The sequence below is a fragment of the Pseudooceanicola marinus genome, from assembly GCF_002786295.1.
Lineage (GTDB): Bacteria > Pseudomonadota > Alphaproteobacteria > Rhodobacterales > Rhodobacteraceae > Pseudooceanicola > Pseudooceanicola marinus.
In genome coordinates, this window is record NZ_PGTC01000010.1 from 115,237 (window position 1) to 139,638 (window position 24,402).

The 24,402-nt window shown below is 66.9% G+C and carries 23 protein-coding genes, 1 tRNA gene and 1 pseudogene; 6 read left to right on the forward strand and 19 right to left on the reverse strand.

What is annotated here, in order from left to right; translation table 11 throughout:
• Positions 1–31: 31 nt before the first annotated feature.
• The 4 genes from CVM50_RS04865 to CVM50_RS04880 form a co-directional block, all read right to left on the reverse strand.
• Entirely contained in the window at positions 32–1,168 is a 1,137-nt protein-coding gene (locus CVM50_RS04865) for a DNA polymerase III subunit delta' (RefSeq protein WP_085887728.1), read from the reverse strand.
• Positions 1,165–1,818 carry a dTMP kinase gene (gene tmk / locus CVM50_RS04870; RefSeq protein WP_085887727.1) on the reverse strand — a complete coding sequence of 218 codons (654 nt, stop codon included), beginning with the start codon at positions 1,816–1,818 and terminating at the stop codon, positions 1,165–1,167. The genes CVM50_RS04865 and tmk overlap by 4 nt, the downstream gene beginning before the upstream one ends.
• A complete protein-coding gene (locus CVM50_RS04875; RefSeq protein WP_085887726.1) occupies positions 1,815–3,029 on the reverse strand; it encodes a D-alanyl-D-alanine carboxypeptidase family protein in 1,215 nt (404 codons plus the stop codon). Before CVM50_RS04875 ends, tmk begins: the two co-directional genes overlap by 4 nt.
• A gap of 91 nt (positions 3,030–3,120) precedes the next feature.
• Positions 3,121–4,176, reverse strand: a complete 1,056-nt coding sequence (locus CVM50_RS04880) for an SPOR domain-containing protein (RefSeq protein ID WP_085887725.1) — start codon at positions 4,174–4,176, stop codon at positions 3,121–3,123.
• A 228-nt stretch (positions 4,177–4,404) separates the two neighbouring features.
• On the opposite strand from CVM50_RS04880, the gene CVM50_RS04885 reads away from it, so the two are divergent.
• A tRNA-Ser gene (locus CVM50_RS04885) sits at positions 4,405–4,494 on the forward strand.
• A 929-nt stretch (positions 4,495–5,423) separates the two neighbouring features.
• On the opposite strand, the gene CVM50_RS04895 is transcribed toward CVM50_RS04885, so the two are convergent.
• Together CVM50_RS04895 and CVM50_RS04900 are read right to left on the reverse strand one after the other, a co-directional pair.
• Entirely contained in the window at positions 5,424–6,332 is a 909-nt protein-coding gene (locus CVM50_RS04895) for a cupin domain-containing protein (RefSeq protein ID WP_085887724.1), read from the reverse strand.
• Positions 6,333–6,340: 8 nt separating this feature from the next.
• Positions 6,341–7,123, reverse strand: coding sequence for an HpcH/HpaI aldolase family protein (locus CVM50_RS04900; protein WP_232618158.1), 783 nt, complete (start codon positions 7,121–7,123; stop codon positions 6,341–6,343).
• 262 nt (positions 7,124–7,385) lie between these two features.
• Between CVM50_RS04900 and CVM50_RS04905 the strand changes: the two genes are divergently transcribed.
• A complete protein-coding gene (locus CVM50_RS04905; protein WP_085887722.1) occupies positions 7,386–8,510 on the forward strand; it encodes a TAXI family TRAP transporter solute-binding subunit in 1,125 nt (374 codons plus the stop codon).
• Between the two features lie 95 nt (positions 8,511–8,605).
• Here the strand turns inward: CVM50_RS04905 and CVM50_RS04910 are convergent, their stop codons facing one another.
• The 3 genes from CVM50_RS04910 to CVM50_RS04920 are packed head-to-tail and all read right to left on the reverse strand — an operon-like array spanning position 8,606 to position 12,621.
• A complete protein-coding gene (locus CVM50_RS04910; RefSeq protein WP_085887721.1) occupies positions 8,606–9,613 on the reverse strand; it encodes an NAD(P)H-quinone oxidoreductase in 1,008 nt (335 codons plus the stop codon).
• Positions 9,614–9,626: 13 nt separating this feature from the next.
• Positions 9,627–11,636 carry a TRAP transporter permease gene (locus tag CVM50_RS04915; protein WP_085887720.1) on the reverse strand — a complete coding sequence of 670 codons (2,010 nt, stop codon included), beginning with the start codon at positions 11,634–11,636 and terminating at the stop codon, positions 9,627–9,629.
• Positions 11,637–11,679: 43 nt separating this feature from the next.
• On the reverse strand, positions 11,680–12,621 hold the full coding sequence (locus CVM50_RS04920) for a DUF6282 family protein (protein ID WP_085887719.1): 942 nt from the start codon (positions 12,619–12,621) through the stop codon (positions 11,680–11,682).
• 122 nt (positions 12,622–12,743) lie between these two features.
• Here CVM50_RS04920 and CVM50_RS04925 point away from each other — a divergent pair, with 122 nt between their 5' ends.
• On the forward strand, positions 12,744–13,559 hold the full coding sequence (locus tag CVM50_RS04925) for a helix-turn-helix domain-containing protein (RefSeq protein ID WP_085887718.1): 816 nt from the start codon (positions 12,744–12,746) through the stop codon (positions 13,557–13,559).
• 21 nt (positions 13,560–13,580) lie between these two features.
• Here the strand turns inward: CVM50_RS04925 and CVM50_RS04930 are convergent, their stop codons facing one another.
• Genes CVM50_RS04930 through CVM50_RS04955 form a run of 6 tightly spaced genes read right to left on the reverse strand, consistent with a single transcriptional unit; the run spans position 13,581 to position 17,922 of the window.
• Positions 13,581–14,348 (reverse strand): HpcH/HpaI aldolase family protein, encoded by a 768-nt coding sequence (locus tag CVM50_RS04930; protein WP_085887717.1) that lies wholly within the window; start codon positions 14,346–14,348, stop codon positions 13,581–13,583.
• The gene (locus CVM50_RS04935) at positions 14,345–15,229 is read right to left on the reverse strand and encodes an amidohydrolase family protein (protein ID WP_085887716.1); all 885 of its coding nucleotides are present in this window, start codon (positions 15,227–15,229) and stop codon (positions 14,345–14,347) included. Before CVM50_RS04935 ends, CVM50_RS04930 begins: the two co-directional genes overlap by 4 nt.
• Positions 15,230–15,240: 11 nt before the next feature.
• A complete protein-coding gene (locus tag CVM50_RS04940) occupies positions 15,241–15,627 on the reverse strand; it encodes a RidA family protein (RefSeq protein ID WP_085887715.1) in 387 nt (128 codons plus the stop codon).
• 2 nt (positions 15,628–15,629) lie between these two features.
• On the reverse strand, positions 15,630–16,442 hold the full coding sequence (gene hpaH, locus CVM50_RS04945) for a 2-oxo-hept-4-ene-1,7-dioate hydratase (RefSeq protein ID WP_085887714.1): 813 nt from the start codon (positions 16,440–16,442) through the stop codon (positions 15,630–15,632).
• Positions 16,435–17,298, reverse strand: coding sequence for a fumarylacetoacetate hydrolase family protein (locus tag CVM50_RS04950; protein WP_085887713.1), 864 nt, complete (start codon positions 17,296–17,298; stop codon positions 16,435–16,437). The genes hpaH and CVM50_RS04950 overlap by 8 nt, the downstream gene beginning before the upstream one ends.
• Before the next feature lie 3 nt (positions 17,299–17,301).
• Positions 17,302–17,922: a flavin reductase family protein gene (locus CVM50_RS04955; RefSeq protein ID WP_085887712.1), complete on the reverse strand. Its 621-nt coding sequence runs from the start codon at positions 17,920–17,922 to the stop codon at positions 17,302–17,304.
• 194 nt (positions 17,923–18,116) lie between these two features.
• Here CVM50_RS04955 and CVM50_RS04960 point away from each other — a divergent pair, with 194 nt between their 5' ends.
• The 3 genes from CVM50_RS04960 (at position 18,117) to CVM50_RS04970 (ending at position 21,101) form a co-directional block, all read left to right on the forward strand.
• Positions 18,117–19,076 carry a Bug family tripartite tricarboxylate transporter substrate binding protein gene (locus CVM50_RS04960; protein WP_085887711.1) on the forward strand — a complete coding sequence of 320 codons (960 nt, stop codon included), beginning with the start codon at positions 18,117–18,119 and terminating at the stop codon, positions 19,074–19,076.
• 67 nt (positions 19,077–19,143) lie between these two features.
• The gene (locus CVM50_RS04965) at positions 19,144–19,599 is read left to right on the forward strand and encodes a tripartite tricarboxylate transporter TctB family protein (RefSeq protein WP_085887710.1); all 456 of its coding nucleotides are present in this window, start codon (positions 19,144–19,146) and stop codon (positions 19,597–19,599) included.
• Positions 19,596–21,101 carry a tripartite tricarboxylate transporter permease gene (locus CVM50_RS04970; protein ID WP_085887709.1) on the forward strand — a complete coding sequence of 502 codons (1,506 nt, stop codon included), beginning with the start codon at positions 19,596–19,598 and terminating at the stop codon, positions 21,099–21,101. The genes CVM50_RS04965 and CVM50_RS04970 overlap by 4 nt, the downstream gene beginning before the upstream one ends.
• Here the strand turns inward: CVM50_RS04970 and CVM50_RS04975 are convergent.
• The 4 genes and pseudogenes from CVM50_RS04975 to CVM50_RS04990 all read right to left on the reverse strand — a co-directional run bounded on the left by CVM50_RS04975 (position 21,067) and on the right by CVM50_RS04990 (position 24,401).
• Entirely contained in the window at positions 21,067–21,858 is a 792-nt protein-coding gene (locus CVM50_RS04975; protein WP_085887708.1) for an IclR family transcriptional regulator, read from the reverse strand. The genes CVM50_RS04970 and CVM50_RS04975 overlap by 35 nt on opposite strands.
• Before the next feature lie 275 nt (positions 21,859–22,133).
• Positions 22,134–22,424: pseudogene (locus CVM50_RS04980) on the reverse strand (plasmid partitioning protein RepB C-terminal domain-containing protein); the annotation flags it as partial.
• 223 nt (positions 22,425–22,647) lie between these two features.
• Positions 22,648–23,436: an SDR family NAD(P)-dependent oxidoreductase gene (locus CVM50_RS04985; protein WP_085887707.1), complete on the reverse strand. Its 789-nt coding sequence runs from the start codon at positions 23,434–23,436 to the stop codon at positions 22,648–22,650.
• Entirely contained in the window at positions 23,433–24,401 is a 969-nt protein-coding gene (locus tag CVM50_RS04990; RefSeq protein WP_085887706.1) for an NAD-dependent epimerase/dehydratase family protein, read from the reverse strand. Before CVM50_RS04990 ends, CVM50_RS04985 begins: the two co-directional genes overlap by 4 nt.
• Between the last annotated feature and the right edge of the window lies 1 nt (position 24,402).

Consider the following 24,402-nt stretch of genomic DNA (forward strand, 5'->3'; position numbering starts at 1 on the left):
GGGTCTTGCTTTGGCGCCTGGGCCGGGCGGCTTACCCCCCGGCAGCGGCTTTCTGTAGCCTGAAGATCGTATCTAGGATGAGCGCGGAAGGGTCAAGGTTGACCGCCGTGCCGTGACGCAGACGGGCGCCGATCTCCTGTGCCTCTGCTGCCCAAAGGCGTGCGGAACGGGCATCGGGGGCCAGGCGGGCAAAGGCCTTGGCCTCTCCCGGGGCGGCCTCGGGCTGCGGGGGCATGCCGCGGGCGCCGGTCAGGGCAAGACGTACCAGCGCCTGGTCCAGCAGGGCCAGCAGCAGGGCGCGGCGTTCTTCCTGGCCCCGCGCGGCGGCGGCCTCGGCCAGGGCCTGGGCGCGGGCGCGATCGAGGCGCGGCAGGCTGTCGAGGATCGCGACCCATTCGGCATAGAGCTTCAGCCCGTCGAGATTGGCCAGCTGCACCGCCGCGCCGACCGACCCTTCTGCCAGGGCGGCCAGGCGTTCCGGCGCCTGCGTCTGGATCCCGGCCTGTTGCAGTGCTGCCTGCATCGCTGTCTCGTCCAGCGGGCGCAGGCGCAGCACGCGACAGCGCGAGCGGATGGTGGGCAGCAGGCCCGAGGGCTGGTGCGTGACCAGCAGGAGCGTCGTGCGCGCCGGTGGTTCTTCCAGCAGCTTCAGGATGGCATTGGCCGCAGAGGTGTTCAGCTCATCCGTGGCATCGACGATGACCACGCGGCGGCCCCCGTCGGCCGACGACAGCGAGAAGAAGTTCTTCAGCCGCCGCGCCTCGTCCACGGTGATCTGCGCCTTCAGCCGGCCCGTGTTCTCGTTGACGCCACGGCGCAACACGAAAAGACCCGGCTCGGCCCCGGCGGCCATGCGGCGCGCGACAGGGTGGTCGGGCGAGATCGCCAGGCTTTCGGCCTGCGCGGGCGCCAGCGCCTCGCCGAACATGCCGCCATCGTCTTCGGCCGGATCCGGCGTGGCCAGCAGGAAGCGCGCGATGGACCAGGCCAGCGTCGCCTTGCCCGACCCGCGCGGGCCGGTGATCATCCAGCCATGGTGCAGCCGGCCCAGGTTGAAGGCCTCCAGGAACTCTGCCTCCGCGGCCTCCTGCCCGAAGAGGCGGGGCGTGTCGCGGGGATGCGGGGCGCCTTCGATGCGATCCGGTTCGGGGCGGTCCTCGTGGCTCATGCGGGGGCCTCGAACAGCTCGGGCAGGGTGGCTTGCACGCGGGCGTGGACGGTGCCCACGTCGCCCGCGCCATCGACGATGCGGAAGCGGTCCGCGTAGGTCTCGGCCAGGTCCAGGTAGCCCTGGCGCATGGCCAGCTGCAGCGCCAGCCCGAAGGTCTCGAACCGTTCCTCGGCGCCGGTGCGCGACAGGGCGCGGGACAGGCCGGCCTCCGGGTCCATGTCGATCAGCAGGGTGATGTCCGGCTCGCGCCCGATCATCAGCGCGTGCAGGCGGTCGACCACCTCGCGCAGGTCGCCGCGCGACAGGCCCTGGTACATGCGGGTGCTGTCGGCGAAACGGTCGCAGATCACCACGGCGCCACGCTCCAGCGCGGGCAGGATCGTGCGTTCCAGGTGGTCGCGGCGGGCGGCGGTGAACAGCAGGATCTCGGTTTCCGCCGACCAGCGGTCCGGATCGCCGTTCAGCACCAGCGCGCGGATCTCCTCCGCGCCCGGCGATCCGCCGGGTTCGCGGGTCAGAACGACTTCACGGCCCTGCTGTTGCAGAGCCGTGGCGAGGGCACGGGCCTGGGTGGATTTGCCGGACCCGTCGATGCCTTCGAAGGAGAGGAACAGACCCCCGGTCTTGCGCGCCCCGGTCCCGGTCAAGAGGCCGCCTCCGCCGGGGCCGCCTCCTCGGGGCCTTCGTTGATGCGGCGCAGCAGGTAGCGCGCGGCCGACTGCAGCTTGGCGGTGAACCCGCCGTGCGGCACGGCTTCGGCGGCGATCAGCGGGATACGCTTCTCCGGCAGGCCCTCGGGGTGGATCACCAGCTCGCCCAGCTCCTGGCCCTTCTCGATGGGGGCCTTCACCGGGCCGCGGGCCACGATTTCCGAGGCGACGCCGTCGCCGGTCAGTACGGGCACCAGGGTGGTCACGTCCTCGGCCACGGTCAGGCCCACGTCCATCGCGGCGCCCTCATGCACGGGCAGGCGGGTCGGCAGGATCTCCCCCGCTTCGACCAGGGTGCTTTCGGTGAACTGGCGGAAGGCCCAGTTGACGATCGAGCGGCCCTCTTCGGCCCGCGCCTGGGTGCTGTCCAGGCCGGCATAGACGAAGACCACGCGGCGGTTCGACACCGGGTCGACGGCAGAGCCCACCAGGCCGTAGCCGGCTTCCTCGGTGTGGCCGGTCTTCAGGCCATCCGCCCCGATGCCCATCGACAGCAGCGGGTTGCGGTTGTGGATGTTCTGCGGCGCGCGGCCGTCGAAGGCGAACTCGCGCTCGGCGAAGTAGGTGTAGAACTCGGGGAAGTCCTCGATGATGTGGGTGGCCAGCAGGGCGAGGTCGCGCATCGACATGCGCTGCATCGGATCGGGCCAGCCGTTCGAGTTGGCGAAGGTCGAGTTGGTCATGCCCATCTGGCGCGCGCGCTGCGTCATGTAGCTGGCAAAGCCCGCCTCGGTGCCATCGGGCGACAGGGCTTCGGCCAGGACGGCACAGGCGTCGTTGCCCGACAGCACGATGATGCCCTGGATCAGGTCCGACACCTTCACCCGGTCGGTGGTGTCCAGGAACATGGTCGACCCGCCGTAATTCATGGCGTGCTGCGACACCGGCAGTTCCTCATCCAGCTGCAGGCGGCCGTCGTGGATCGCCTCGAAAGTTACGTAAAGCGTCATCAGCTTCGACATGGAGGCCGGGGGCAGGGGCACGTCGGCCTCCTTGGTCAGCAGCACCGTGTCGGTGGTGATGTCGACGACGAAGGCCGCGCGGGCGCGGGTGTCGAAGGCCTGGGCCGGCAGCGCGGCGCTGAGGCTCAGCAGGGCAGTGCCGAGTACCGCGACAATGGTACGCAGCGGGCGACGGAGGATGGACATGGGCGGATCCTTCTGCTTCGCGGACGGTCTGGGCCGGTTCCGGGGCGAAGGCCGCGCCCCGGTGGGCGCGCTCCTTCTACCACGGGTCGGATCAGTTCGTAACCGGATAGGCGTCTGTAAAGCCGGCGTCCTTGACGATCTGCAGCATGGTGGCGCGTTGCTCGGTCGATTGGGCCGGGCCGGCGATCACGCGGTAGAAGGTCTTGCCGGCGCTTTCCTGTGTCAGCACGCTGACATCAAGCGCCCGCTGACGCATGGCGGTGGCGGTGTTCTGGGCATTCTCCCGGATGCTGAAGATGCCAAGCTGGATATAGGGCTTGTCGAGGGACGACACGGCGGCGGCCTGCGCCACGGGCGCGGTGGCGGGGGCCGGGGCGTCCAGCGGTGTGGCGGAGACCTCGGTCGGGGCGGCGCTCGACAGGGATCCTGCGGTGCTCGCCGTGGTGCCGGCGGTCGGGGCCGGCTTGGGGGCGCGGTCCTTGCGCAGCCAGCCGAACAGCCCGCCGGACTTGCGCGGCTGTGCCTCTTCCGACGCGCCGGCCGCGTTGCCGGCGGTGGCGTTCGGCGCGGCCGTGACCTCTGCGCCCGGCGCGGGATCCAGCGCAGTGGCCTCGACCTCGGCCGCAGCAGGCATGCCGGCGGCGGCGGGCAGGGGGGCGGGCTCCACGGGATCAGGGTCAACCGTCTCGCGGCGCAAGGCGGTCACGTTCAGCTCCTCCGGGGCCCCGGCCAGCATGTCGAGGGCGGCCGCGGCATCCGAGGACACTTGCAGCCGCGGCCCCGGACCCATCGTTTCGCGCCGGAAAAGCGCCCCGATGACGAAGCTGTCGTTGCTGGTGTTGCGGATCAGCACCCGTTCCGGTTCGGTCACGTCCGGATGCGCCACCCAGACCCCGCCTAGCGAGGGCCGCCCGTCCCATAGCCCGGCCTCGGTCACCTGGAAGACGTCGGGCGCCTCGATGTCGCGTTCGATCAGACGGGTCGACCGGCCGTCGCCCGCGCTGGCCGGTGGGCTGTCCTGCGAGGCCTGGAACAGTTGCAGCTGTCCCCCCTCCTGGCAGGCCCCAAGCGCCAGCAGAGCCAGCGCCGCGACGGCGGTTCGGAACGGAAACGGGTGGGGCTGTGCCGTTCGGGGGCCCTGAAACATGGTGTCTGCTCTCTGCCTCGGCGGCGGGGCCGCCCTGCCGCGGGGCGCGGCGATGCTCTGTCTTGCTTTGTGCCGGCCGGTCGTGGCGCCGGCCCTGTTGGCGCAGAAACTAACCCGAAGCCCCGCGCAAGGAAAGCCCGAGGAAGGGACGCCGGATCTTTTCGCCGGGCCAGCGGCGGGAATGCGCGCTTCCAGAATCATTCAAGGCCCGGTAACCCGCTGCCCACCGGAGGAGTGGCAGAGTGGTCGAATGCACCGGTCTTGAAAACCGGCGTGCGTGAAAGCGTACCGTGGGTTCGAATCCCACCTCCTCCGCCACCACACATGTCGAGTGGTTTTGATTGGGTCGCCTTGGGCGACATTTTTCTTTTAAAATCAGATCTTTGATGGGGGTTTCATGTTTCTGCGGTTTCTTTCTATTTGGCCTGTTTGCTTGTGTTAGGTGGTACAAATCGTGGTCTGGATCAGGGCCTTGCTGAGCGGAGAGCTCACGAAGAAGCTGGTTGAGAACCTTGGCCCCGGTCGCCACGGGGATGGCAACGGTCTCTATCTCGTGGTGGACCCTTCAGGTGCCCAGCACTGGATCGTCCAGTTACGGTAAAGGGGAAGCGGACCCGCAAGGGTGCGCCGCTCAGAACCGGTCGGACCCGGGAGAGATCGAACGCCTCCAACCAAACGCCGAGCGATCTGTTTGTCATCGCCGTCACCTCCGCGAGACCGGGTATCGTTTCGGTCGTTTGCTGCAGTGCGAGCCGAGTGAGCCGAACAGGGATCTGACGCGCGCGGATCACACCTCTATATCTCGGGATCTGAAGGCGCAGGCTGAGGCACGGCTGCAGAAGTATCCGTGGCACAAGGGGTGCCACAGGCGCGCGGCCCTGTTCCACAGTCCGAATAGCTGAAGAAAATTGGAAGCCTGGCAACGAAACGCGAGGCACTCCCACGTAAAATCTGCGCCATATCAGTATTCTAGCATACCAGCGGAAGCACAGGCGCTCCTCCAGCAGCCCCGGGGGAAGCTGAAAATCAGGGTGAAGTGCTCCTCACCGGTGAGGGGACCTTCGCTTTCGCGCGCGGCTAACGGAGAAAAGAGCCCACTTGTCGACTGGGGGATCAAGGCTTCGCGGGGCGGTAGATCACTTTCCGAGGCTTCGGCGAGCATCTGCACGAAGCCTGAGTGGGCCAGGGCGATCGGCAGGTCTGCGTTGGCGGCGCAATGCGCGCCAACGCAGTGTCTTCTCGTCGGTTCAGCCCTGATTGGGCGTGGGGTAATCCTCGGCATTCAGGACCCAGCCGGGCTTGGCGCTGAAATCGGCGCGGGGCGGGCAGAAGATGTCGACCAGTTGGTTCAGCCCGTCCCCCTTGGCGCGGCTGGTGTGGATCACCGGCGGCGGGATCACCAGGACCGAGGGACCGGTGACCTCGATATGGCGGTCGGGGCGCCAGTCGGCCATGTCCGTGGTCCAGGGCCAGCGCAGGTGATGGTCATAGGCCCCCTCCAGCAGTAGCGAACATTGCTCGAAATCGTCGTGATGATGCGGCGAGACCGAGGCGGGGTCGCGCGGCCCCTCGCGCGGGTCCAGCATGTTCACCATGAAGGTGGTGCAGCGGAAGATCCGGCCAAAGCGCCCCTCGGCCTTCGGCACGTCCAGCGAATAGTGGCGCAGGCGCAGACCGTCGGGCGGGGTGGGCCAGGGCTCAAACGCGGGCACATGGCTGCGGGGCGTATCATAGGCCCGGGCATTGGGACACAGCGCCACGAGATCGGCAGAGGCCGTGGTGAACAGGCCGATCACCACGCCACCCTCGGGCAGGGTCACTTGGCTGTCGCCTGGCGGCACGAAGGCGATCTGATGGCCAGGCAGATCCGCCTGGGCTTCGCCTGCGGTGATCTGCGCGGGCGCCTCGGGCATCAGAAGGACATACTCGTCGGGCTGGTCGCCGCGCGACAGGGTGCCGCCCGGGGCCATTTCGCAATAGGCCAGGACGAAGTTGTGGCCGCGTATGAACCAGATCCGGCCATTGTCATCCTCGATCTGCGGCGGGCTGTCGTAGAAGGTGGCCAGCTGCTCTTCGGCGATCAGCCCTGTCGGGGGCTTGCCCTTGGCGGCCGGGGCGGGGGCCAGTTGCGAGCGGGGGTCGGACTTGTCGTACATGGAGAACCTCAGCGTGTCGTCTGCAGGGCAGTGCGGGTTTCGGTCAAGGTCGCGGCGGCGGCCTTGCGCAGGAAGGTCTGGTCGGAGGAGACGATGAAGGCCGTGGCGCCCTGTGCGGCCAGCGCGGCGGCATCTTCCGGGCCCGAGGCCATGACGCAGATCGGCTTGCCCGCAGCGCGGGCGGCGGCGGTGATCGCCTCGGTTGCGGCCTTGACCGGGGCCGATCCGCCCTTGACCTCGCCATAGGCTACCGTCAGGTCGCCGCGTCCGATGAAGACGCCGTCCAGTCCTTCGACCGCCAGGATCTCGTCGAGGGCGTCCAGCGCGTGGGGATCCTCGATCATCGCGATGACGGTGGCGCGGGTGTCCTGCTCGTCCAGGTGCTGGGCGATGCTGCGTCCGCCGAAATCGCCCGCCCGGGTGGTCGAGGAATAGCCCCGCATGCCGCCGCGATAGCGGGCTGCGGCGACGATGGCGCGGGCCTTCTCGGCGCTGTCCACATGGGGCACCAGCACGCCGTCGCCGCCGCAGTCCAGCACCGACTGGATGCCGGCGGGATCGGCGGAGGGCACGCGCACCAGGCCGCCGATGCCATGCGCGCGGCAGGCCAGCAGGATGTGATCGGTGCTCTCGCGGTTCAGTGCGCCATGCTCTTCATCCACCACGACGAAGTCATAGCCCAATGTGCCGAGTATCTCGGCCGGCATGGTCTGGGCGATTTTCAGAAAGCTGCCGATCAGGATCTGCCCCTCCTGGAAACGCTGGCGAAAGCCGCTGTGCTCTGATGGCATCATCTTCTCCTCGGGTCCTGTGCCTTTGGCCTGAACATCGGCAGCAGGCCGGGGCGCAGCAACGCAGGAGCAGCACCGTTTCGCAGAGCGGAACGGTCGCGGGTTCGCGTTGAGGGAAGGACCTCCGGGGAGGAATGTGGTAGCGCATTCTCCGTGACCGGGAGGAGGGGGCCGCCCCAGGGGGGACGGCACGCTGGCCGAGGTCACGAGAGAGGCGGGCCGTGCCCAGGGGCATGGCCGGACCCAAAGAAGGAGGAAGGTCATGAACTTCAACGTCAAGCTCGCCCGTGCGGCCCTGTTTGCCGGTACGGCCCTGGTGGCCCTGCCGGTCCTGGCGCAGGAGGCACAGCTGCCGCCGCGCCTGGCGATGACGACTTACGACGTGGGCTCGTCCGGCTATGCCCAGGCCGTGGCCCTGGGCAAGGCGATCAGCGATGGCTACGGCATCAGCCTGCGTGTGCTGCCGGCAACTTCCGACGTGGCGCGGCTGCTGCCGGTGAAACAGGGGCGCGTCGACCTGGCCCTGATCGGGTCCGAGGCCTACAACGCCTACGAGGGGACCGAGGCCTTTACCTCGCCCGAGCTGGGCCCGCAGCGGATTGAACTGCTGGCCGGTGCCAATTCGTCCAATTGTTTCACCCTGGCGCTGCAGGGCGACGGCGATGTTCAGAGCGTCGAGGACCTGCGCGGCAAGCGTGTGGGCTGGGTGGTCAGCTCGCCCGCCCTTCAGGCCAATGTCGAGGCCTTCCTGGCCTTCGGCGGTCTGACCTGGGACGACGTGGAGAAGGTCGAGGTGGCCAGCTTCGGCGCCTCCTGGGAGGCCTTCCTGAATGGCCAGGTGGATGCGATCACCTCGCTGTCGACGACCACCTTCGCCACTCAGGCCGCGGCCTCGCCCAGCGGTCTGAAATGGCTGGAGCTGCCGGAAGAAAATACCGAGGGCTGGGCCCGCCTGCAGGAGATCAAGCCGCAATTCGCCCCGCGCACCGCGACCGTAGGCCCGAACATGTCCGAGGACGCGCCGGTGGAATGCGCGGGCTTCCCCTATCCGGTGGTCGTGACCTATGCCGACAAGGATCCGGATGTCGTCTACAATACGACCAAGGCCCTTCAGGAACAGTTCGATGCATATTCCCAGGCTGAAAGCGGCCTGGCCGGGTTCGCTGGCGATCGCCAGAACTTCCAGTGGGTCGTGCCCTACCACCCGGGCGCCGTGCGCTACTGGAAAGAGGCGGGCCTGTGGTCTGACGCGGACGAGGCGCATAACCAGGCGCTGATCGAACGCCAGGACGTGCTGAGCGCCGCATGGGAGGCCCTGGCTGAGGAGGAGCGCGCCGCGATGTGGCCCGAAGCGCGGGCCAAGGCCCTGGCCGACGCCGGCCTCTGACATCGGTCCTCGTCTGAAACGTGAACCCCCGCCTGTCGCGCGACAGGCGGGGGTTTTTCTTTGGGGGCAAGGGGCGGCGTTCGAGCCACCTAGGCTCAGGCGGCGACGCGACCGGCCTCTTCGGCGTCGACGGCCAGAACCACCTTGCCGATCTGGGCGTTGGCATCCAGGATCCGGTGCGCCTCGGCGACCTCTTCGAAGGGCAGGACCGCGTGCAGGCGGGTAACGATCCGCCCGCTTTCCAGCAGCGGCCAGACCTGCGCCACAAGGTCCCGGGCGATGGCGCCCTTGTAGGCGGCAGATCGCGGACGCAGGGTCGAGCCGCACAATGTCTGGCGCCGTCGCACCAGCTGGCGGAAGTTCACGTCGCCCTCGGCGCCCAGGTGGCTGGCGATCAGGACCACCCGCCCGTCGAAGGCCAGCAGGTCCAGCTGCTTCTGCACGTAGGGGCCGGCCTGACCATCGAGGATGACGTCCATCCCCTCTCCTTCGGTCAGGGCCATCAGCTCGGCCCCCCAGTCGCCGCGGTAGTCCACCGCCGCGGCGCAGCCCAGGTCGAGGCAGACCTGGCGCTTTTCGGCGCTGCCGGCGGTGGCATAGACCGTGGCGTCGCGCAGGCTGCGGGCCATTTGCATCGCCGCCAGGCCAACACCACTGGTGCCCCCCTGTATCAGCAGCCGTTCGCCCCGGGCGAGGCGGCCCAGCAGGAAGACATTGTTCCAGGCGGTAAAGAACACCTCCGGCAGGGAGGCGCCCTGGGCAAAGGTGAAGCCAGCCGGGATCGGCATGCATTGCTCGGCCGGGACGGTGCAGTATTCGGCGTAACCGCCGCCGTTGGCCAGGGCGCAGACGGCCGCGCCCAAGGCGAAGCCGGTGACGCCTTCGCCTGTTGCCTCGATCCGGCCGGCCACATCCAGCCCGGGCAGGTCCGAGGCGCCCGGCGGCGGCGGATAGAGGCCCCGCCGCTGCTGGATGTCGGGCCGGTTCACCCCGGCGGCGATGGTGCGGATCAGCACTTCGCCGGGGCCGGGGGCGGGCCGGGGCCGCTCGGCCAGCTGCAGGACCTCGGGGCCGCCGGGTTCGCGGATCTCGATGACTTTCATCACGACGTGCTCCTCAGTGGCTTCCGGCCTGAGCCGGCTGGCGGTTCTGCCAGGTGGCCAGCGCCAGGATCGGCAGAGCCACGAAAGCCGCCGCCAGCACCAGGTCGAAGTCGCTCCAGCCCGGGATGATGGTGGCGGGCAGGGCGATGGCCACCGCCGAGAGGAACAGCAACAGCCGTAGCGGGAAGGCATAGACCCGCCCGGAGAACAGCCGCCCGACAAATGGCACGTAGCCCTGCACTGAACAGGCGAAGAGCGCGATGCCCGCCACCGCCAGCGAGGTCGAGATCACCACCTGCATCGCCGTCCCCTGCAGCACCAGCGCGGGCTGGAAGGCGAAGAAGAAGGGGATGAAGTAGATCACTGAGCCGATCCGCATCGCCTCGAACCCCGTCTGCATCGGCGGTGTCTTGGCAATCGAGGCAGCGGCGAATGCGCCAAGGGCCACGGGGGGCGTGATGAAGGACAGCATCCCCCAGTAGAAGATGAACATATGCACCGCCATCGGGTTCAGCCCAACCTGCACCAACGCCGGCGCCAGCAGGATTGCCAGGAAGATGTAGGCCGCGGTGGAGGTCATGCCGACGCCGAGGATCAGCCCGGTCAGCGCGCCCATGACCAGCAGGAACAGCGCCGAACCATCGGCGAGGCGCAGCAGGTCGTTGACCAGCGTCGCCGCCACACCCGTCATCGACAGGGCGCCGACGATCATGCCCACGGCGGCCAGGATCGCCACCAGGTTGGCAAAGAGCATCCCCAGGCTGTCGATGAAGCCGCCCAGCTCCTTCCAGCCCCAGCGGTGCTTCTTCGACAGCAGCTGGTTCAGCACGATCAGCAGCGGCGTGGCGTAGTAGGGCGCCAGCGCCTCGCGGCGCATCACCAGCAGCATGTAGATCAGCAGGGCGAAGACGAAGATGTAGTACCAGCCGTCCTTCAGGGTCTGGCGGATCGAGGGCAGCTCCTCTGCCGGCAGGCCCTTGATGTCCTCCTTGCCGGCCATGGCGTCGATCTGCACGAAGAGGCCGAAGAAGTAGAGGGCAGAGGGGATGATCGCGGCCAGGGCGACCGTGCCATAGGGCACGTTCATGAAGCTGGCCATGACGAAGGCCGTGGCCCCCATCACCGGCGGCATCAGGGTGCCCCCGGTGGAGGCGCAGGTTTCCACGCCCGCGGCGAAGGTGCCGCGAATGCCGGTGCGGCGCATGGCGGGAATGGTCATCACGCCGGTGGTCAGAACATTGGTGATAACCGACCCCGACATGGATCCCATCAGCCCGGAGGAGAAGATCGCGACCTTGGCCGGTCCACCCCGGACCCGGCCCAGCAGGGCGAAGGACAGGTTCATAAAGAAGGCCCCGGCGCCGGTCTGTTGCAGCGCCGCGCCGAAGACGATGAAGCCGATGATCAGCCCGGCGAAGGTGCGTAGCGGAATCCCGAGAATGCTTTCCGATCCCATCGCATGATAGGCCGCCGCATAGGGGGCGGAGCTGGGGAAACCCTGGATCGCCGCCGGCAGGAACTCGGTATAGAGCGGGTAGAGCGACATCACCCCCACGATCAGTGCCAGTGGCAGGCCCCCGGCCCGGCGGCCCGCCTCCAGCACCAGGATCCAAAGCGCGTAGGAGAACCAGACCGCCGTTTCCGGCGGGGCCATTTCCCATCCGCGCAGGGTGATGTTCATCGCGTTGGCGAAGAAGTAGGCGCAGACGACCAGCGTTCCGCCCGCCAGAAGCCAGTCGTACCAGGCGACGCGCCCGTCGGCGGATCGCCCGGTGACCGGGTAGACGAGGAATGCGACCGAAAGGGCGAGTGCCAGGATTGCGTAGTAGAACCGCATGTCGACCAGCGTGTAGCCGACCAGGAAGCCCAGGTTGAACGTCTGGTTTACCGCCAGCGTCAACATCAGCACAGCGGCGACTCGCACGAACCACTTGCCAGCCCCCCGCAGGTCACGCGGCCCGGGCTCGCCTACGGCCTTCACCTGTTCCTCTGCCTCGCTCGGCAGATCTTGCGTCTTATCCATGTCGTCCTCCCGTGCCACCTGGCACCCTGCGCCGGTTAGGCGCTCAGTTCAGCGGAATATCCACCAGCCGCGACGGGTTGTCCCGCACGAGTTGGCGCACCTCGTCGTCGGTGAAACCAAGCGCAAGGCACAGCGCGATGGCCTGGCGCATCCCCTCGACCGGCGTGGGGTTGTCCACCTGTCCCAGATCCGAGCCGATCGAGCTGTTCTCGACGCCCGCCGCGCGGATGTCGGCGGCCAGTTCCTCGGGCTCGAAGACGTTGAAGCGGCTATCGATGTAGAGGCAGGCGGATTGTTCTATCAGCGCGCCGTAGGTCTCGGCAATCTCGCGGATGTCGTCATGGGTGAAGTGCAGCCCGTACATCGGGTGGTTGACGATCAGCCGCTTCACGCCGCGGGCCTTGGCCTCTTCGAACAGCTTCCAGATCTCCCAGACGTGCAGGTGTCCCGAAGACAGGATGGCATCGGATTCGGCTATGCTGTCCAGGATTTCCTTCACCGGGTCGATGATGTTGCCGTGATCGTCCAGCACCGTCAGCAGTTTCGGCGCTCGCAACTGTACCTTGGCGGCCAGCCGAGTCTTGCGGAAATTGGTGCGGATGTGGTTGGCGGAATGGGCCGTCGGCATCCAGATCATCCGAGCGCCATGCTTCAGGATCGAGTCGACCACTGCCGGGTTGAAGCCGCCGGTGGAATTGTTCAGCACCAGACCGCCGAACATGGCGACGTCGAGGTGACCCAGCGTGCGTTCCATGATCGGGATGATCGGCGAGACCGAATAGTGGTGGTCCTTGAACAGGATGCCCTTCATGCCCGCCGCGGCGGCCTGCTCCACCGCCTGGAAGTGGTCCACCTGGCGGTCCATGATCGAGGGGCCGGAATGCACGTGCAGATCCACCGCCCCCTGCATAAGCGCATCCACCCGCTTGCCGTCGATACCGGCAATCATTTCGCGCACCTTTGCGCGCCGCTCTTCGGTTCCCATGAGGACCTCCCGTGTCTGGTGATGGCCGGGATAATATCCCGACGTGGCGCGACACTTACGTTGACACCCGTCGCTCTCAACGTTTGGATATCTGCGTTTCGTCTGGCGAAATGGAGGGGTGCATGGGCATCAGGGCAATTGAGCGCGTGCTGGACGTGCTGGAGGAGTTGAACCGGCATCCGGTTTCGACCATCGCCGAGCTGAACCGGTCCACCGGGCTGCCCAAGCCGACGCTGGTTCGGATCCTTCAAACGCTGGAGGAAAAGGGCTACGTGGACAACGATCCACGGTTGGGCGGGTACCAGGTTACAGCGCAGGTCGCCTCGCTCTCGGGCGGGTACCACAAAGAGCCGATGGTGGTTGAGGCGGGCCGTCCCTGGGCGGTGGCGCTGACCCGACAGCACCAGTGGCCGATCTCCATCGCGCTTTACGACAACGCCTCGATCATCGTGCGCTTCTCGACGATTCCCGACAGCGCCATCTCGCCGTTCCACCGGACCGTGAACATGCGCCTTCCGATCCTGACCCGTGGTCTGGGGCGGGCCTATTTCGCCTTCGCGCCGCAGGATGAACAGGATCTGATCCTGTCGATCCTGCAACGGTCGGACGATCCCGAGAACAGTATGGCCCGCGCGCCCGCGCAGGTCGCGGCGATGGTGAGCGAAGTACAGTCGCAGGGCTATGCGACGCGTCCCGAGGCAGTGACCCCGAAAAACTCCGACACTATCGCGGTGCCGGTTTTCAGCCCGGCGGGGCGGGTTATTGCCAGCCTTGGGATGACCTACTTCCGCTCCGCCTTTCCCAGTGCGCGCACGGCGACGGCGCGCTATTCACCGCTGCTGAAGAAGGCCTCGGCGGAGATCACCGTCGACCTGGAGCGGCTTGCCAGAACCACGGCCGGAGGGGAGCCGGACGACGCCGCCTCGCCCGTGGCCTGAGGGCACCGGTAGGGCTCGCGCCTAGCCGCGGATCTGTTTCACAGCCGCCGCCGAGGCGCCCGATAGCAGGGCGATGTCGGAGGGGCCGGTCACCATGTCCCAGCCCTTCGCCGCCATCTTCGAGGCGTGGTCTGGGGTCAGGTTGTGCACGGCCGCGAAACCACCCGCTGCCTGCGCTGTCTCGCGGATCCGGTCCACGGCCGCGACCACTTCGGGGTTCGTAGGCTCCCCGGTGGGTTGGCCGATCATTGTCAGGCTGAGGTCGGCGGGGCCCACATAGACGCCCGAGATGCCATCGACCGCAAGGATGTCGGGCAGGGCCTCCAGCGCCTCGCGGGTTTCGATCATCGCCAGAACCAGCAGGTTATCCGAGGACTCCTTCCAGTAGTCGGCGCCGTAGGCGGCGCGGGCACGGACCGGGCCGTAGCTGCGTTCGCCGCTCGGGGCATAGTGCACTGCGCGGGCCAATTGCCGGGCGTCTGCGGCGGAGTTGACCATCGGGCAGATGATCCCCTCGAACCCGTCGTCCAGCAGGCGTGAGATCTGGGCCATGTCGTTCCACGCCGGGCGGGCGAGCAGGGGCAGGTCGAGGCCCGCCGCTGTCCGTGCCAGAGTGCGTGCCTGCGTCGGGTCGATCTGACCGTGTTGCAGGTCCAGGGTCAGGCAATCCCAGTCGTGGGCTGCCAGCGCCTCCAGCACGGCGGGTTCCGGCGTCATCATCCAGCCGTTCAGAAGCGGGCGCCCGGCTGTACGGGCCTCGGCGAGAGCGTGGGAGAGACGCCGGGTCATTGCGGCCACGCCTCGAAGCCGAAGAGCTTTGCCGGGTTGTCGACCAGGATCTGTTTGCGCAGTCCCTCGTCCGGAGCATAGCGGTAGAACAACTCCAACAGGTCCGCGTCGTTGGGCGGAGGGTTCTTCGACACCGGATGCGGCCAGTCTGTCGCCCAGACGCAGCGTTCAGGCGCGTGTTCGATCAGGGTCTGCGCCAAGGGCACCACGTCGTCGAAAGGCGCGCCCTCGACCGATATCTTCTCTCCCAGTGACAGCATGACCCAGACATTGCCGCGGTCGAGCTGCTTCTTCAGCGCCGTGATGTTCTCATCGTTCACCCCCTTGGAGGCATCGGCGCGGCCCATGTGGTCGATCAGGATCGGGATGTCGACGCCAGACAGCTTGTCGACATGCTGGGCAATGCCGGTCTGTTCCGGTTGCACCTTCATGTACCAACCCAAGTCGCGCAGGCGGTCGGTGGCGGCCCTGAAATCCTCGTCGTTCAGGACCGCGCCAAGCGCCTCGCGGAAGCTGAACCTTGCGCCGTTTACCCCTGCCGCGTCGAGCTCGGCCAGATAGGCCTCGTCCTTCTCGGCAAAGACCAGGGCGTTGGCGCAGCCCTTGTAGTTTGCGCCCATGGCTTTCAGTGCGTCGAGCACAACCGAATGGTCGGCGCCGTAGGTTGTCGTCTGCACGATAATCCCGCGGGAGATGCCGAGCTGTTCGTGAACATGGCGGGCCCGCTCCCAGGTGGCCGTGGGCATCTGGTAGGCGGCGCCGGGACGCGTCGGATATGTTTCGGGGTCGCCCAGAACATGGAACTGGCTGTCGCAGGTGCCCGGGGGAGGCAGAATGGCGGGGCGGCGCGGGCTGGGATGGAAGGGGTGGTAGTCTGCCATGGTCGATCTCCTCACGGGGCCGCAAAAGCGGTGACGTTGCATTGGATGAGTTTCCCGTTGTCCAGGTCGGCCTGCATGGCCTGGCGGACGGGGCGGTTGTCTGGGTCGGGGAACATCACCTCCCACTCCCGGTTCAGCGGTCCGCGCTGTGAACGGTCCAGCAGGAGTACATCGAGCTTCAACACATGCTCCGGGCCCATGTCAGCGGCTTCCAGAATGCGGGCCAGGTGTTGGAACATCAGACGGGTCTGTTCTTCCAGCCCCTCGGCGGCGCGGCCGGTGGTGGGGTCCAACCCGTAGATGATCCCCGTGGTCAGCAGCCCGTCGATGACGCAGGCGGCCGGGATCGGGTTCTTGTGCGCGAAGTCGGGCAGGTAGATGCTGCGTCGTTTGCCCATGCTCAGGCCCTCGCGGAGAAATGGCAGGACACGGTGCCGAGCGGCCCGTAATCGGCGGTGAAGGTATCGCCTGCACGCGCGTCTATGGGCCTGATGAAGGATCCCGACAGGATGACCTGGCCCTTCTTCAGGCTGACGCCCCAGGGGGCCAGACGGTTGGCCAGCCAGGCGATGCCGTTCGCCGGGTGGTTCAGTACGCCGGCGGCGACGCCGGTTTCCTCGACGATGCCGTTGCGCAGGGCGATCACGCTGGCGCGGCGCAGGTCAATGTCCATCGGGCGCACCATCAGCCCGCCACAGATGATCGCGCTGTTGGCGGCATTGTCGGCTACCGTGTCCAGCACCGTGCGCCGTCGGCCGTTGGCAGGGTCGCTGCGCTGGATGCGTGCGTCCAGCAGCTCCAGTGCCGGGGTTACATATGCGGTGGCCTCCAGCACGTCGTGCAGTGTGCAGTCCGGTCCCGACAGGTCCTCGGCCATGATGAAGGCCAGCTCGGCCTCGATCCGGGGCTCAATTAGTCGCGCGGTGTCGATCTGCGCTGCATCATCGAGGAACATGTCGTTGGTCAGAAAGCCGTAGTCGGGTTCATCGATTCCCACGGCCTGCTGCATGGCGCGAGAAGTCAGGCCGATCTTATGACCCCGGACCGTCAGGCCCCGGTTCAGCTTGATTTGCAGCCAGGCGTTCTGGATCGCGTAGCTGTCCGCCATCTGCATGTCGGGATGGGCCAGCGACAGCTGGCCGATCTGGCTTGCGTCCTGTTCGGCAGCATCCAGCTGCCGGGCGATGTCGGAGATCAGCTCGCTATCAAGCATTGCCCACCTCCTGGTCGGCGACCCCGTTGCGGAGGGTGCCGATCCCGTCCACCTCCACCTCGACCACGTCGCCGGGTTTCAGCCAGACCGGTGGATCGAACCGAACGCCCGCACCCGTTGGCGTACCTGTGACGATGATGTCGCCGGGCGATAGCGTGGCAAAGCTGCTGAGGTAGGCGATCAGAGCATCGAAGGGGAACATCAGGTTCGCCGTGCTGTCGCTCTGGCGCAGCTCTCCGTTCACGCGGGTCCGGACGGCGATGTCGCCGGCCGGGTCGAGCTCGTCCGCTGTGACGATCCAGGGCCCGATGGCGCCCGAGCGGTCGAAGTTCTTGCCTTGGGTGACGTTGAACTTGCCGTGGCGCAACCAGTCGCGCACCGTGCCCTCGTTGCAGATGGTCAGGCCGAAGATATGCTCATGGGCCTTCTCGCGGGGGATGTCGCGACCACCCTTGCCGATGACCAAGGCGATCTCGCCTTCGTAGTCGAGCTGCTCAGATACCCGCGGGCGCTCCAACGGCACGCCGTTACCCACGAAGGACTGGCGCGACCGCACGAAAAGCGAGGGGTACTTGGGCAGGTCCGAGCCGTCCTTGTACTCGGCGTTGCGGTTGCCGTAGTTGACGCCGATGCACCAGATCTTCTCGGGGTTGCCGACGGGCAGGGCGAAGGTCACGTCTTGGGGCGACAGGCTGGGCGCTTCAGGGATCGCTTGCGCAGCAGAGAGCGCATCCTTCTCGATCAGCTCCTGCAGCGAAGAAATGCCCTCGATCCGGTCGGTGAGAGGGGTGATGCCGGCCTCGGTCACGATGCCGAAACCAGGACGGCCGTTCAGGGTGTAGCTGGCGAGCTTCATGGGTCAGGCTCCTGAATGTTTCTTGGTCTGTTTCATCGCGCGCAGGGTGCGGATCTCTCCCAACGTGGCGTAGTTCGGTCCGGCCAGGCGGCAGATCGGGTCCAGCTCGGCGCTGTCGATCTTGCCGTCCGTGACCAACCCGTCGCGGATGTGGAAACGCAGCACTTCACCGACGATGAAGCGGCTGCGGGTGTCGCCGAATTCGAGGACCTGGCGCAGGCGGCATTCCATGGCGATCGGCGCCGCGGCCAGGCGAGGCACTTCGATGCAGTCACTGGCGCAGGTGCCCAGGCCCAGCATCTCCGCCTCGCTGACCTCCGGCCCGACTTCCTCGGCGCTTTCGTGTAGCGGTTCCATCAGGCTGCGGTCGGCAATATGAACCACATAGGTTTCCCGCGACATGATGTTGTGCACCGTGTCCTTGTAGACGCTGCCCTTACGGCCGGCGCTGAAGCCGACCATTGGAGGCTTGGGGGCAACGAAGGTGAAAGTACTGTACGGAGCCAGGTTCACGTTGCCCGACGCGTTCAGGCTGGAGACCCAGGCAATGGGTCTTGGTACGACGATTCCGCTCAGCAGGCGGTAGCTCTGCTGGGCCGACAGATCCGATGGATCGACGTGCATGATGGGTCCTCCCTTTGTCGCCCCAACACAAGTTCGGGACCCGTGGTTGGACAAGCGCAAATGGTGAAAAGGTCCACCATGTGGAACTTTTCCATTTTTGCAGTTGCGCGGAAACCGGGGGTCCTATGTCCATTGGGACAGATCCGGCGGCCCACGGGAGGGTTGGCCCCGGACAGGAAAATAGGGAGGAAACCATGAAATCCTGGAAAAACGCCATTGCCGCCGTTCTGGCGGTCCTGCCGGGCACCGGCTTTGCTGCGGACTTTCCGTCCGAGCCAGTGACGCTGGTCGTGCCCTATCCCCCGGGCGGCAACGTCGACAGCGCCGCACGCATCATCGCGCCGAAGATGGAGGAGCTGCTGGGCCAGCCCATCGTGGTTGAGAACCGTGCAGGGGCCGGGGGCATGATCGCCGCTGAATATGTCAAGAATGCCGATGCGGACGGCTACACGCTGTTCATGGCGGCCAACGGCCCGCTACTCTTCGCGCCGATGACGATGAACCGCCCCGACGCCTACGATTGGGAAACCGATTTCGAGGCCATCGGCACCGTGTCGATCACCCCCATGGCGCTGACCGTGCGTGAGGGCGTTGGCATCACCGACATCGATGAGCTGATGTCCCGTGCGGGTGAGGAGAACCTATTGATGGCCTCGCCGGGCGCGGGAACCACCAACCATCTGGCCGCGGAGAAGCTGAAGGCCGACAGCGGCAGCGACTTTCGGATCGTGCATTATAAGGGGAACGCGCCTTCGATCGCCTCTCTCGTCGGGGGCGAAACGGCGTTCAGCTTCGACCAGATGTCGGTCATCCTGCCCTACATCGAAGACGGTTCGGTCGTGCCCTTGGCGGTGACTTCCTCCGAGCGCGTGCCCGCCCTGCCGGATGTGCCGACGCTGAAGGAAAGCGGTCAGTTCGATTTCGCCGCCGTGACCTTCACCGGCCTGCTGGCCCCGGCCGGCACCCCCGAGGAGGCGATCGAGGCGCTCTCTGCGGCGCTGAACGAGACGCTGGCCAGTGACGACATCGTGGCTCGCTTTGCCGATCTTGGCTCCGTCGCCTCGCCGAAGACCCCGGCAGAGTTCGACGACTTCCTGACCGAAATCGACGACACGTGGCGTCCTATCGTGGCCGAGGTGAACGCCAACCGCTAAACGACCGGCAACGCAGGAGTGACGGGCGGCGGCAGAGGAGGCTGCCGCTCGTGCACAGGGGGGAACCATGCATCAGACCTATCACCGGATCGGCCGCTTGCCCGAGTTGATCTTCGGCCTCTTTCTGTTCGGGATCGGTTGTGTCAGCACCATCTACGGTTGGAGCTACGGGCTGGGCCGCCTGAACGACATCGGCCCCGGTGCCTTCCCGATGGGGCTGGGCATCGGGTTGATGATCCTTGCCGCCCTCGCCATGCGCGAGGCCGGGACGCAGGACCCGGTGTCGCGGCGCCTTGCGCCCGCCTTTTTCTACCTGCCCGGGGTCATCATCTGGGCACTGCTGATCGAGGGTGCGGGCCTTCTTGTGGCTACGATGGCGCTGATCCTGATGTGTTCGGTGGCGGAAGAGCATCTCAACCTGAAGCGCGCTGTCCTCCTGAGCCTGATCCTGACCGCGGTCGGCTATCTCGTCTTCATTCTTGGCTTCGGCCTGACCTTCAATCTTATCGGGGACTGGTTTTGAACGTCCTGCATGATCTCGCTCTCGGCTTCCAGGTCGCGTTGACCTGGCAGGCCATCGTCATCTGTCTCGGTGGTGTGGTCCTTGGCACCTTCGTGGGCGTGCTGCCGGGGATCGGAGCGCTGGCCGCGATCTCGCTCTGCCTGCCGCTGACCTACTACATGGAACCGGTGCATGGGCTCATCCTGCTGTCGGGCATCTTCTACGGCGCGCAATACGGCAGTTCGACCTCGTCGATCCTGCTGAACATCCCGGGCACACCCTCGGCGGCTGCCACCTGCTTGGATGGCAACCCGATGGCGCGCCAGGGTCGGGCCGGGCAGGCCCTCTTCATTGTCACGCTCAGTTCCTATTTCGGCGGCATGGTCGGGATCATCCTGCTGGTGGCCTTTGCCGTGCCTCTGGCAAAGTTCGCGCTGACCTTCGGGGCGCCGGAGTACTTCGCGGTGATGCTGCTGGGGCTCGTCGCTGCGTCGACCGCCTCTCCCGGATCCGCCGTGAAGGGGCTGGCGATGATGGTGTTGGGCCTGATCTTCGGCATGGTCGGAACTGATGTCACCTCGGGGGTCTACCGGTTCACCCTGGGACAGCTGGAGCTGACGGACGGGATCAACCTGGTGGCCATGGCCATGGGTCTGTTCGGGATCGGCGAGGTCCTCAGCAACCTGGCCGCTCCCTCTGCACCACAGCCGCCCAGCAAGGGTTTCCGCCTGCGGGAAATGTTGCCGAGCCGGAAGGAAGCGCGCCAATCGGTCTTCCCTGCGATCCGGGGCTCGCTTCTCGGGTCCTGGATCGGCGCGCTGCCAGGCACCGGACCGGCCATCGCCGCCTTCGTCGCCTACGCGACGGAAAAGCGGATCTCGCGCACGCCGGAGAAATTCGGCACCGGCGCCGTGGAAGGCGTCGCGGCACCGGAGGCCGCCAACAATGCCTCCGTGCAGGCGGCCTTCATCCCGACGCTTTGCATCGGCATTCCCGGCGATGCGGTCATGGCTTTCATGCTGGGGGCGATGATCATCCACGGGATCGTGCCAGGGCCAAACCTGATTTCCCAGCAGCCGGAGATGTTCTGGGGCCTCGTCGCCAGTTTCTCCGTGGGCAACCTGATCCTGGTGCTTCTGACGCTGCCGATGATCGGGGTCTGGGTGAAGATCCTGAATGTGCCGCGTCAGGTCCTCTATCCGCTGATCATCTTCCTGATCTGCGTCGGTGTCTACAGCGTGAACAGCAACGTCTTCGACGTCATGGTGGCGGTGGCTTTCGGTATCCTGGGATTCGTGATGACCCTCTTCCGCTATCCGGTGGCACCAATTCTGCTGGGCTACATCCTGGGGCCGCTGGTGGAGGAGAACTTCCGCCGCACTCTGTTCATCAGCAACGGCGATTTCACCGCCTTCCTGTCCTCACCGGTGTCAGTCATTTGCCTGGCCCTGGTGCTGGTGGCGCTTCTGACGCCCATGGTGCTGTCCTTCAGGCGCCGTCTGACTTCGAGCGTCCAAGAGTGATGGCATTTGAGATCTGTTCGGCCGACTGACCGAGCAGGTCCACCAGTTCGTCGGCTCGCGGAGCGCGCTGGCGCGAGGAAATCGCGATGGTGCTGAGCGCGGCGACTGGCCGGCCCAGCACGTCCTTGATCGGGAAGGCGATGGCGCTGGTGCCTTGGGTGATGGCGCGGGGCAGCACGGTGTAGCCCCGCCGCCGCGCCTCCCGGACTCTGGTTTTCAGGGTCGCCATGGGCACGCCATAGGTTCGCAGGCGCTCCTCATTCTGCGCCAGAACTTCATCTGCCTGGGCCGGGAAAACGCAGGAAAGCATCGCAACGCTGTTGGCGCTGATGCCGAGCGGGCGTCGCGATCCGATCTCGATGGAGAGTACCTGGATGGGATAGCTGCCGATGCGCCGGTCGGCGCAGACGGTGTCCAGGCCGCTGCGGACGGACAGGAACACCGCATCGCCGACCGCCTCACTCAATCTGCTTAATTCGGGCGAGGCCAGCTCTCGGAAACGGCGGAGTTCGGAGGAGAGGCCAAGCAGGGTCAACTCGCGCCCGACGTGATATTTCAGGTCCGGCTGTCGCTCGACGATGCCGCGTTCCAGCATGGTGCCCAAGATGCGATGGACCGTAGGCTTGGCGATTTGCGTGCTGTCGCAGATCTGCTTGAGGGAGATGCCCGACGGCGAGCATCTGGCGATTGCATCGAGGATGTCGAAGGCCCGGTCGATGCTCTGGGTACCGTTCTTGTTCTGCTTGGGATCAGACATTTCAGGAGCCAAGGACTTGCTGGGACCACGGGGCTGGACACTTCAGGTGGCGACGTGGAGGTCGGGCACATTCGGTAGCCAACCTTTCCAGAACAACACCTTGCTCTGCAACCCTGCTCAGCGCGCGCTGTCATTGAGCATCTGCCCAACCGCTGGACGCAATGTCCCGAGAGGGAGCGCCGCCAACCCCACTGCCGTGCTCGATCCGGTCCACAGTCCGGCCTCTCCCGCGGTCCCCGCGCCTGTCGGGGCCGGGTCCCCGTTGGATCGGCTGGTTATTCAACCTCGGCCGGTATGATCGTGTCCATCTCGGCAATGGTCTGAAACTCCGACAGGAACTCCGGGCGCGTCTGCATCAGATGCCGAACCACGCGCGCATTCCCGAGGAGCTTGGCGACGTAGCTGCGGAGCACAGTCAACTGAAGATGGTCCTGGCCGTAGGTGTCCTGGATCTGGGTGATCCCTTCCTGAAGTCGGGCAAGCTCCTTTTCCATCCGGGCGACCGCCTGAGGCGTCACGCCCCTGATGCGTTTGGGCTTGTTCGCCTCGACCAGCTGCGCCTGCGGAGTCCCGGCGCTCCACCCGCAGACCTCGTGGCAGGTAGGGACCGGTCTTGTGCCCCGTCGCCGGCCTGCTCCTGTTGGGCATCTGGTGTATCGGCCTCAATCCCATGAAGCGCATCCGCCACCGGATGCGCTTCGCGGTCGCCCGGTGGCTGTCGTGATGCCTCACCTGCCGGATACCGAACAACAGCGTCTCCTGAACCTGCCCGGGACAGATGGGCCTGGCTCAGCCGGCCATCCAGCCCCCATCGACCAGAAGGTTGTGCCCGGTCACGAAGGTGGTCGCCGGATCAGCCAGGAACAGGACGGCCTGGGCAACATCGCCAGGGGTGCCCAGGCGTGGCAGCGGGGTGCGCGCCTCGGAATAGGCGATCATCTCCGGGGCGACGGCGGGTCCGCTCTTGCCGGTCAGGATCTTGCCGGGGGACACCGCGTTGCAGATGATCCCTTCGTGCGCGTGTTCGACGGCGATCTGGCGCATCATCTGCAGGACCGCGGCCTTGGAGACTCCGTAGGAGAAGCCGCCGGGCGAGGCGACCATGCCATGCTGCGAGCCGATGATGACGATGCGCCCGCGCACCTCGTCGACGGGCTCTTGCGACAGCATCCGGGCCAGGCCGCCGGACAGCACGTTGTAGACCCCGTCGACATTGACCGACATGACGCGCCGCCAGTCCTCCGGCGTGGTTTGCGCCAGGCTGCCGCGCCCGGGCGTCATGGCCGAGGGCACCACCAGGTCGAGGCGGCCATGCTCGGTCGCGATCCGCTGGCACAACTCGGCGCAGGCGGCATGGTCGCGTACGTCCAGTGGCGCGAAGCGCGAGGCGGGCGAGATCTCGGCCAGGGGCACGGCCACCGGCGGGCCACCCTCCACGACCTCTTCGGTGACATCGGTGGCCCAGACCGTCGCACCGGCCCGGGCCAGGCGCAGGGCGATGGCGCGTCCAATGCCGGAGGAGGCGCCGGTGACAAGCGCGCTTTGGCCGCTGAGGGGGCCGGGGGGCGGGGTGGTCATGTGCGGGTCTCCTGCCAGCTTGCCAGCCAAGCCGTCTCGTCGGCCACGGCCTCGGTCATCGAACGGCCGCCGTTGATGCCGGTCAGCGCGGCGGTGGCGGCGGCGGACATCGGGCCGCGGCGCGGATCGGCGCGGGGGGCGATGTCGGGGGTGTCGGGGGTGAGGGTCGGGGCCGGCAGGCCCATGGCGCGGGCCCAGTCGGTCAGGGCGAAGGGCGCGCCGCCGGCAATGTTGAAACACCCGCCTGCTGCCGCTTCCATCCGGGAGGTGACGGCAGCGATCATCGCGGCGGCATCGCGGGAATAGATCCAGTCGCCGCGCATCTCATGCGCCAGGCGCACCGGCGTGCCGTGCGCGGATAGCTGCCGCAGTTGCGCATGGGGCGACAGGTCGGGGCGGGCCTCGCGCAGGCTTTCCCAGGGACCGAAGAGTGGCCCGAGGCGCAGGGTGGCCAGGCGCAGCCCCAGCGTCGGCGCGATCCGGGCACAGAGCATTTCCGCCGCCAGCTTGGTCTCGCCATAAAGCGTGTCGGGCGTGGCGGGCGCGTCCTCACGCAGATCCGCCGCGCCGCCGCCTAGGGCGCCGTAGACCGAGACCGAGGACAGCAGGACGACATCGCGGACCCCCGTGGCCTGCGCCGCGGCCAAGAGGCGCAGCGCGCCGGTGACGTTGACCTCGGCGATGGTCAGGGCTTGGGTTTGGCTGGTCTCCCCGTTGGGGGTGATGGCGGCAGCATGGACGACCAGGTCGGCCCCGCTTTCGGCCAGGCTGTGCCGCAGCGGGGCCTCATCCAGGATATCGCAGGGCAGATATCGGGTGCCCGCCAGTTCCGTCCGGGCAAAGAGCTGCGGATCGGGCGGTGCGAGGTCCAGCAGGGTCACGCTGTCCCCGCGCAGGCGAAGCGCCTCGGCCAGGGCCAGGCCCACGAAACCGGCGCCGCCGGTGATGGCGATGGAGCGGGTCACC

Excerpts from the sequence above, each read along its gene's own strand:
- CVM50_RS04950 (WP_085887713.1), bottom strand. The coding sequence starts at position 17,298 with ATGAAGCTCGCCAGCTACACCCTGAACGGCCGTCCTGGTTTCGGCATC.
- CVM50_RS04965 (WP_085887710.1), top strand. The coding sequence starts at position 19,144 with ATGCATCAGACCTATCACCGGATCGGCCGCTTGCCCGAGTTGATCTTC.
- CVM50_RS04935 (WP_085887716.1), bottom strand. The coding sequence starts at position 15,229 with ATGGCAGACTACCACCCCTTCCATCCCAGCCCGCGCCGCCCCGCCATT.
- CVM50_RS04975 (WP_085887708.1), bottom strand. The coding sequence starts at position 21,858 with ATGTCTGATCCCAAGCAGAACAAGAACGGTACCCAGAGCATCGACCGG.
- CVM50_RS04955 (WP_085887712.1), bottom strand. The coding sequence starts at position 17,922 with ATGCACGTCGATCCATCGGATCTGTCGGCCCAGCAGAGCTACCGCCTG.
- CVM50_RS04960 (WP_085887711.1), top strand. The coding sequence starts at position 18,117 with ATGAAATCCTGGAAAAACGCCATTGCCGCCGTTCTGGCGGTCCTGCCG.
- CVM50_RS04905 (WP_085887722.1), top strand. The coding sequence starts at position 7,386 with ATGAACTTCAACGTCAAGCTCGCCCGTGCGGCCCTGTTTGCCGGTACG.
- CVM50_RS04900 (WP_232618158.1), bottom strand. The coding sequence starts at position 7,123 with ATGCCATCAGAGCACAGCGGCTTTCGCCAGCGTTTCCAGGAGGGGCAG.
- CVM50_RS04915 (WP_085887720.1), bottom strand. The coding sequence starts at position 11,636 with ATGGATAAGACGCAAGATCTGCCGAGCGAGGCAGAGGAACAGGTGAAG.
- CVM50_RS04865 (WP_085887728.1), bottom strand. The coding sequence starts at position 1,168 with ATGAGCCACGAGGACCGCCCCGAACCGGATCGCATCGAAGGCGCCCCG.
- CVM50_RS04880 (WP_085887725.1), bottom strand. The coding sequence starts at position 4,176 with ATGTTTCAGGGCCCCCGAACGGCACAGCCCCACCCGTTTCCGTTCCGA.
- CVM50_RS04875 (WP_085887726.1), bottom strand. The coding sequence starts at position 3,029 with ATGTCCATCCTCCGTCGCCCGCTGCGTACCATTGTCGCGGTACTCGGC.
- CVM50_RS04930 (WP_085887717.1), bottom strand. The coding sequence starts at position 14,348 with ATGACCCGGCGTCTCTCCCACGCTCTCGCCGAGGCCCGTACAGCCGGG.
- CVM50_RS04940 (WP_085887715.1), bottom strand. The coding sequence starts at position 15,627 with ATGGGCAAACGACGCAGCATCTACCTGCCCGACTTCGCGCACAAGAAC.
- CVM50_RS04925 (WP_085887718.1), top strand. The coding sequence starts at position 12,744 with ATGGGCATCAGGGCAATTGAGCGCGTGCTGGACGTGCTGGAGGAGTTG.
- CVM50_RS04910 (WP_085887721.1), bottom strand. The coding sequence starts at position 9,613 with ATGAAAGTCATCGAGATCCGCGAACCCGGCGGCCCCGAGGTCCTGCAG.
- CVM50_RS04895 (WP_085887724.1), bottom strand. The coding sequence starts at position 6,332 with ATGTACGACAAGTCCGACCCCCGCTCGCAACTGGCCCCCGCCCCGGCC.
- hpaH (WP_085887714.1), bottom strand. The coding sequence starts at position 16,442 with ATGCTTGATAGCGAGCTGATCTCCGACATCGCCCGGCAGCTGGATGCT.
- CVM50_RS04920 (WP_085887719.1), bottom strand. The coding sequence starts at position 12,621 with ATGGGAACCGAAGAGCGGCGCGCAAAGGTGCGCGAAATGATTGCCGGT.
- CVM50_RS04985 (WP_085887707.1), bottom strand. The coding sequence starts at position 23,436 with ATGACCACCCCGCCCCCCGGCCCCCTCAGCGGCCAAAGCGCGCTTGTC.